The organism is Fodinicurvata fenggangensis DSM 21160 (assembly GCF_000686045.1).
GTDB lineage: Bacteria > Pseudomonadota > Alphaproteobacteria > Kiloniellales > DSM-21159 > Fodinicurvata > Fodinicurvata fenggangensis.
Window position 1 is genome coordinate 140,960 of sequence record NZ_JMLV01000010.1, and the last position, 6,801, is coordinate 147,760.

Here is a 6,801-nt window from a genome sequence, read left to right on the forward strand (position 1 = left end):
CCCGGGTTCAGGAAGCGCGTCGGCGCCGACGCCGCGGCTGTGCGCCGTCGGAGGGTGAGGGGTCGATGATCTGGGGTTTCGGCAGGTCGATCACCTGAGCAAGCGAGGGATAGCTCAGGGACTTGTGCGGAATGGCCATGGCCTCGACGAAGTGAGCCTGGAACGCGGGCTCCACGGCGGTTTCAACCTTTTCCACCAACTTGACGACACGCTCGATTTCGTCGCGTGCCTTCTGGTTCAGCAAGGCGATACGCGCACCGGTTCCCGCCGCGTTGCCCGCCGAGCTGACCTTGTCCAGGTCGCAGTCGGGGATCATGCCCAGGATCATGGCATACTTCACGTCAATGTGACTTCCAAAGGCTCCGGCGAGCTGGATTCGGTCGACCCGCTCCACGCCCAGGCGCTCCATCAGCAACCGGATTCCCGCGAAGAGGGCGGCCTTGGCCAACTGGATGGCGCGGATGTCGTTCTGGGTGATGACAATGCGCGGCTCTTCCGGATTGGCCGGTTCATGCAGCAGATAACTGAAGGTCCGTCCCTCCATGAAGACGCGCGTGCTGACGGCAGCCTTGCGGCCGTTTACCGTACCGTCGGACAGGATGAGGCCTGCCAGGAACATCTCGGCCAGGGTCTCGATGATTCCGGAACCGCAGATGCCTGTGACACCGATCTTTCGTATCTCTTCGGCGAAGCCGGGCTCGTCGGACCAGAGATCGCAACCGATCACCTTGAAACGCGGGGTCAGGGTTTCGGGATCGATGCGCACGCGTTCGATGGCGCCTGGCGCCGCGCGCTGGCCGCCCGAGATCTGGGCGCCCTCGAAGGCCGGACCGGTCGGAGACGAGCAGGCCAGCAGGCGCTGCCGGTTGCCCAGAACGATCTCTGCATTGGTGCCGACATCGACGACCAGGGTTGTCTCGTCGCGCAGGTGCGGCTGTTCGGACAGGATCACGCCTGCCGTGTCCGCACCGACGTGTCCGGCAATGCAGGGCAGGACATAGACCCGGGCATCGGGGGCCAGGTCGATGCCCAGCTGTTCCGCCCAGAGCGTGATGCCCGAGTTGAAGGTCAGCGCGAAGGGCGCGCCGCCGAGCTCGCTCGGGTCGATGCCCAGCAACAGGTGGTGCATGATGGGATTGCCGACGAAGGTTGCGTTCAGCACGTCCTGCGGTGTCAGGCCGACTTCGCCGCAGATCTCCTGAACCAGGCGATTGATGCCATCGCGTACGGTCTCGGTCATCTCGCTGTCGCCGCCGGGGTTCATCATGATGTAGGAAACCCGGCTCATGAGATCCTCGCCGAAGCGTATCTGCGGGTTCATGACTCCGTTGGAGGCCAGGACTTCGCCCGTGGCCAGGTCGCAGAGATGCGCGGCAATGGTGGTGGAGCCGATATCGATGGCCAGGCCATAGGCCTTGTCGCGAAAGCCCGGCCAGATGGTGGTGAGCACCTGGCCGCGATGTACCGCCGCCGTCACCTTCCAGTCACTGGCCCGCAGAGCCTGTTGCAAGCCCTGTAATACGCGCAGGTCGGCGGTCAGGTCGGTCAGGCCCCATTGGGTTTCCAGCGCCTTCAGCAGGCGTTCCAGATCGCCCGTGGGATTGTGCATGTCGGGTTGCTGAACCTCGACGTAATGCAGGCGAATGGCGGGGTCCAGCTCGATATTGCGCACTTCCGCGCGCTTGCGCACCACCTGCTTGTGGACCTGGCTTTCCGCCGGGACATCGATGACCGCATCGGCCATGAGCCGCGCCTGGCAGGACAGGCGCCGGCCGGATTTCATGCCCTTCTTTGACTGGTAGCGGGCCTCGACGCCGCTCCAGTCGGAAACGTGATCCTTGCGGCTTTCGATGGCGTGCTTGGCGAATTCGCCCTCGCCAATGGTGACCTGGCAACGTCCGCAGAGACCGCGTCCGCCGCAGACCGTGTCGATATCAACGCCCAGGTTGCGGGCGCATTTCAGCAGGGGTGTACCAACGGGGAAGCGTCCACGCTTTCCCGAGGGAGTGAAGACGACCAGGGCATCATCGCGGTTGTCGGGCATGAATATACTGCGTGCGACCGGTTCAACCGGCCGCCGCCCTCCTGCGCCTGCGTTCGCCACGCGCCTCGCGGGCCGAAGCCTCGGCTGAGCCCTCTGCCGCCGGCTCGCGGAACTTGCGGATCCAGGAACGGCAGTCCCGGTCGGTGCCCAGCAGTACGTCGGCGGCCATCACGCCAGCCATCTCTTCGCTGTGCAGGGGATTCATGATGGCCGAGGTCATGCCGGCGCAGGCCGCCATGGACAGGAAGGCCGCGTTGAGGGCGTGCCGGTTGGGCAGGCCGAAGGAGATATTGGAGGCACCGCAGGTCGTGTTCACGCCCAACTCCTCGCGCAGGCGCCGGAGGATGCTGAAGGCCTGCTGGCCGGCCGTGCGCATGGCGCCGATCGGCATGACGAGCGGATCCACGACCACGTCCTCGCGCGGGATACCGTAATCCAGCGCGCGTTCGACGATCTTCTTCGCCACCGCGAAACGCACGTCCGGATCCTCGGAGATGCCGGTTTCATCGTTGGAGATGGCCACCACGGCAGCATCATACTTCTTGATCAGGGGCAGGACCGCTTCGAGCCGCTCTTCCTCGCCGGTGACCGAGTTGACCAGCGGTTTGCCCTGATAGACGGACAGCCCGGATTCCAGGGCCTCGACAATCGAGGAATCGATGCTCAGCGGGACATCCACCAGGGACTGCACCAGCTTGATCGTGTCGGCCAGGATGGCCGGTTCGTCGGCCAGCGGTATGCCGGCATTCACGTCCAGCATGCGCGCCCCGGCCTGGACCTGGGCCAGGGTATCCCGCTCGACGGTGCTGTAGTCGCCGGCCGCCATCTCGGCGGCCAGCTTCTTGCGCCCTGTGGGATTGATGCGCTCACCGATGATGCAGAAGGGCTGGTCGAAGCCGATGATCACTTCGCGGTTGTGGGAGGAAACGACAGTGCGGGACATGCGCAAGAAACTCCTGATTGCTGGCCGCTGTTCAGGCCCATTAGGGGAGTCCGGGGTGGAGTCGGGCTCGTGTCGGCGCGACACTCAATGGCGGCTTTGCGCCTGAGCCGACGCCGCGAACGAGCTGCGATTGCGGGCTATTCGATGCTGCGATTGACGGTGAAGCCGCTGTGGTCTCGTTTCAGCTCAAAGTCGCCATCAACCACGGCATGGCTCCAGGCTGCCGTCTTGCGCAGGCCCCCCAGAGGATACATGTGCACGTTCTGGATGCCGCAGTTTGGATCCGTGGCCTTGTAGTGCGCCAGATCCAGAACCAGCTTGTCGGGCGCATTCACCGTCATCAGCTTCGTCACATTGCGTGCCTGCTTGACGAGAAACCCCATTGAAGCCCCGATCCCACAGTTCCGGGCATGGTTCAGCAACGTCTTGAGGGTCGCCAGGCCGGGAACGCCGATGCGGATCGGCAGGCGGTTGCCTTCCGCCTGGATGCGACGGTCCCAGGCGATTATGGGCTCGGCCTGAAAGACGAACTGCGTGATGACGTAGAGTTCTGCATCGGTGCGTTCGGCAAAGGCATTCTTCCATGTGAGCGCTGCCATGATGTCCTCGTCGCGGATGTCCGGGCTGCCCTCCGGGTGCCCGGCCACGCCGATCCGGCGAATGCCGTGACGATCCAGCAGGCCGCTTTCCAGCAGCTGCATGGAATTGTCGTACGGTCCAAGCGGTGTAGGTACGGCGCCGCCCAGCACGATCACCTCCTCAACGCCTACTTCGCCCTGCAGGCGGGCCAGATAATCCTGGAAAGCGTTCTGGCTGGGTATGGAGCGTGCGGCCAGGTGGGGCAGAGGAATGAAGCCTTCCCGCTTCAGGCGGGCGGCAGTGGCTATGGTATCACCAAAGTCGGATCCGGGCAGGAAGGTAACCGCCACGGAGGTTCCGGGCCGCAGCATCTCGCGATAATCCGCGGTCTTGGCTGAGGCACCCGGGGTGGTTTCCACGGTGAAGCCCTGCATGAAGGCACGTATGGCGCTTTTCAGGTCGCGTTCGCCATCCTGCATTAGGGGGTCCTGCATAAAGGGGTCCTGCATCGGGGTCATTTCAAGTACGCTCATGGCCCGCATCCTTCAGTCACCGGGTGTGCACGGCGCGCGACCGTCTGCCCGCCATTGTCGATCAGCGCCTGCAGGTGCTGTGTGTCGTAGTCAGTTTCCAGTTGCTCCACCATCTGCCGGACGGCGGCTTCCAGGTCTTCGCCACAGGGCTGCGGTTCGCCGCGGCGCCAGTGGGCCAGGTAGCTGTCGGTGTCGCGCAGCCCGGCTTTCATGGCGGCGCGGTCGATGGCCGTCTCGAAGCGTGTCGAGAGCACGGCCTTGGCATTCTGTCGTCCTGCCTTGGCCACGACCTGGGCCGGGATGTCGCGCCAGTAGAGAATGGTCAGGCTGGCCATGACAGCTTTGCCTCCTCTTGGGCCGTCTTTCCCAGAAAACCGGCCAGGCCGCCCAACCCGCAGTAGCGGTACTCATAGGACAGTCCCAGTCTGTCTGCTGCGGCCACGGCTTGTCGTTGCAGCTCCGGATCGTGGGTCTGGGCCAGGTAGATCAGGCGGTTGTAGTTGCCGAAACAAAGCTGCAGCAGGTCCGGGTGCCGGTCCAGACCCAGGCCGCGCACCACCAGGCGGTCGAAATGGCGCACCAGGTAGTCGGTCAGGTAGAAGGTGGCCGGGTCGGCTTCCTGCAGCTCGGCAAAGGTCTCGAGGCCGGCATAGAAGGCATAGCAATGATCGCCGGCGATACGCTCCACGCCTTCCTCGGCCAGCATGGCGTCCAGCAAACCCCCGGTGCCACAGTCTCCATAAGCGACAAGAATCTCTTCGAAGCCTTCCTCGCGGGCCTTGCGGATTTTCCCTCGCAGGGCTTCGGGGATGCGCTGGGGGGTGTTGTGCCAGATTGCCGGCAGGCAGCGAATTTGCAGATGTGACCAGCCGTTCAGGCGAATTGCATCGACGATCTCGCGCGCCAGGGCGCCACAGGCCAGGACCAGGGTCTTCCGTTCAGACATGGCAACCTCCCGCGCAGGGGGTGTAGGGGGTCAGGCCATCGCCGAGGCCGAAGCCAGGCTGTTGTGACGGCGCTGCATGAAGTCCTTGGCCGTGTCCACGGTGACGGCCGCATCGCGGCAATAGGCGTCGGCGCCAATGGCTTCCGAGAAGGCCTCGTTCAAGGGAGCCCCCCCGACCAGGACGACGTAGTCGTCGCGCAGACCCTGTTCCTTCATGCTCTCGATGACGACCTTCATGTAGGGCATGGTGGTGGTCAGCAGGGCGGACATGCCCAGGATGTCGGGCTTGTGCTCCTCGAGCGCCTCCAGGTAGTTCTCGACCGGGTTGTTGATGCCCAGGTCGACCACTTCGAAGCCGGCCCCTTCCATCATCATGGAAACCAGGTTCTTGCCGATATCGTGGATGTCGCCCTTGACGGTGCCGATCACCATCTTGCCGATCTTGGGCGCCCCGGTTTCGGCCAGCAGCGGGCGCAGGATGGTCATGCCGCCCTTCATGGAATTGGCTGCCATCAAGACTTCGGGCACGAAGAGGATGCCGTCGCGGAAGTCGATGCCAACGATACGCATGCCTTCCACCAGGGCTTCGGTCAGAATGCGGTAGGGTGACCACCCGCGCTCCAGCAGGATATTCACGCCTTCCGCGACCTCTTCCTTCAGGCCGTCGTAGAGGTCATCATGCATCTGCTGCACGAGTTCCTCGTCGTTGAGCGAACGCAGATCCAGATCGTCGGTATCAGCCATGTCACCACACCCTTTTTATTGGTGGCCCGGTTTCCTGTTGCCAAACTGACACAGCGACCTTTGGCTGGCTGTGCTGTTTTGTCACTGCATGTTCTCTTGATTGGCCTTTCCCCAGCTTCGGTGGTCGCGACTCGTCGTGGCTGAAACGCGACAGTACTGCAGTTCGGTGGCCCGCAAGGGACTTGCCGGGGGTGAAGCCGGTTGCTAAATCGACTTCATCACTTCCATGCAACGGGAATGGAACGAACGATGGGTGATCAGAGCGACTACAAGGTGAAGGACATCAGTTTGGCGGACTGGGGCCGTCTTGAGCTTGAGATTGCCGAGACGGAGATGCCGGGTCTGATGGCGACGCGCGAGGAGTTTGCGTCCTCGCAGCCACTGAAGGGTGCGCGCATTGCCGGCTGCCTGCACATGACGATCCAGACGGGTGTGCTGATCGAGACGCTGACGGCGCTGGGCGCCGAGGTGCGCTGGTCGTCGTGCAACATCTTCTCGACCCAGGACCAGGCGGCGGCGGCGATCGCGGCCTCGGGTGTTCCTGTCTTTGCCTGGAAGGGCATGAGCGAGGAGGAATACGAGTGGTGCATCAAGCAGACCATCGAGGGCCCCAACGGCTGGCGCCCGAACATGGTTCTGGACGACGGCGGCGACCTGACGGCGATGCTGCACCAGCCCGAGTACGCCGAGATCATGAAGGACGTGAAGGGCATTTCGGAGGAGACCACCACGGGTGTGCTGCGTCTCTATGAGATGGCCAAGGCCGGCACGCTGCTGGCACCGGCGATCAACGTGAACGACTCGGTGACCAAGTCGAAGTTCGACAACAAGTACGGCTGCCGCGAGAGCCTGGTGGACGGCATCCGCCGCGCCACCGACGTGATGATGGCGGGCAAGACCGCCGTCGTGGCCGGCTTCGGCGACGTGGGCAAGGGCTCGGCCGAGTCCCTGCGCCATGCCGGGGCACGCGTGATGGTGACCGAGATCGATCCGATCTGCGCCCTGCAGGCGG

The 6,801-nt window shown here is 63.8% G+C and carries 7 protein-coding genes; 1 reads left to right on the plus strand and 6 read right to left on the minus strand.

Translation table 11 applies throughout. The features are described 5' to 3' along the window. Positions 1-7: 7 nt before the first annotated feature. From BP38_RS0113920 to BP38_RS0113945, 6 genes are all read right to left on the minus strand, one after another. The gene (locus BP38_RS0113920) at positions 8-2,044 is read right to left on the minus strand and encodes an ASKHA domain-containing protein (protein WP_035725312.1); all 2,037 of its coding nucleotides are present in this window, start codon (positions 2,042-2,044) and stop codon (positions 8-10) included. 22 nt (positions 2,045-2,066) lie between these two features. Continuing rightward, positions 2,067-2,987 (minus strand): methyltetrahydrofolate cobalamin methyltransferase, encoded by a 921-nt coding sequence (locus BP38_RS0113925; protein ID WP_026988230.1) that lies wholly within the window; start codon positions 2,985-2,987, stop codon positions 2,067-2,069. Positions 2,988-3,124: 137 nt separating this feature from the next. After that, positions 3,125-4,099 carry a methylenetetrahydrofolate reductase gene (locus BP38_RS0113930; protein WP_211250326.1) on the minus strand — a complete coding sequence of 325 codons (975 nt, stop codon included), beginning with the start codon at positions 4,097-4,099 and terminating at the stop codon, positions 3,125-3,127. Beyond that, positions 4,096-4,434, minus strand: a complete 339-nt coding sequence (locus BP38_RS20765; protein WP_051609379.1) for a virulence factor — start codon at positions 4,432-4,434, stop codon at positions 4,096-4,098. The genes BP38_RS0113930 and BP38_RS20765 overlap by 4 nt, the downstream gene beginning before the upstream one ends. Next, positions 4,422-5,045, minus strand: coding sequence for a DUF1638 domain-containing protein (locus tag BP38_RS0113940; RefSeq protein ID WP_026988232.1), 624 nt, complete (start codon positions 5,043-5,045; stop codon positions 4,422-4,424). Before BP38_RS0113940 ends, BP38_RS20765 begins: the two co-directional genes overlap by 13 nt. Positions 5,046-5,075: 30 nt before the next feature. Further along, a complete protein-coding gene (locus BP38_RS0113945) occupies positions 5,076-5,789 on the minus strand; it encodes a corrinoid protein (protein WP_026988233.1) in 714 nt (237 codons plus the stop codon). Positions 5,790-6,038: 249 nt separating this feature from the next. Between BP38_RS0113945 and BP38_RS0113950 the strand changes: the two genes are divergently transcribed. After that, positions 6,039-6,801: adenosylhomocysteinase (locus tag BP38_RS0113950; protein ID WP_026988234.1), on the plus strand; the 763-nt coding region annotated here is incomplete at its 3' end.

Bases quoted from the DNA above. Each gene is read 5' to 3' on its own strand.
- BP38_RS0113920 (WP_035725312.1), bottom strand. From the start codon at position 2,044: ATGCCCGACAACCGCGATGATGCCCTGGTCGTCTTCACTCCCTCGGGA.
- BP38_RS0113925 (WP_026988230.1), bottom strand. From the start codon at position 2,987: ATGTCCCGCACTGTCGTTTCCTCCCACAACCGCGAAGTGATCATCGGC.
- BP38_RS0113930 (WP_211250326.1), bottom strand. From the start codon at position 4,099: ATGAGCGTACTTGAAATGACCCCGATGCAGGACCCCTTTATGCAGGAC.
- BP38_RS20765 (WP_051609379.1), bottom strand. From the start codon at position 4,434: ATGGCCAGCCTGACCATTCTCTACTGGCGCGACATCCCGGCCCAGGTC.
- BP38_RS0113940 (WP_026988232.1), bottom strand. From the start codon at position 5,045: ATGTCTGAACGGAAGACCCTGGTCCTGGCCTGTGGCGCCCTGGCGCGC.
- BP38_RS0113945 (WP_026988233.1), bottom strand. From the start codon at position 5,789: ATGGCTGATACCGACGATCTGGATCTGCGTTCGCTCAACGACGAGGAA.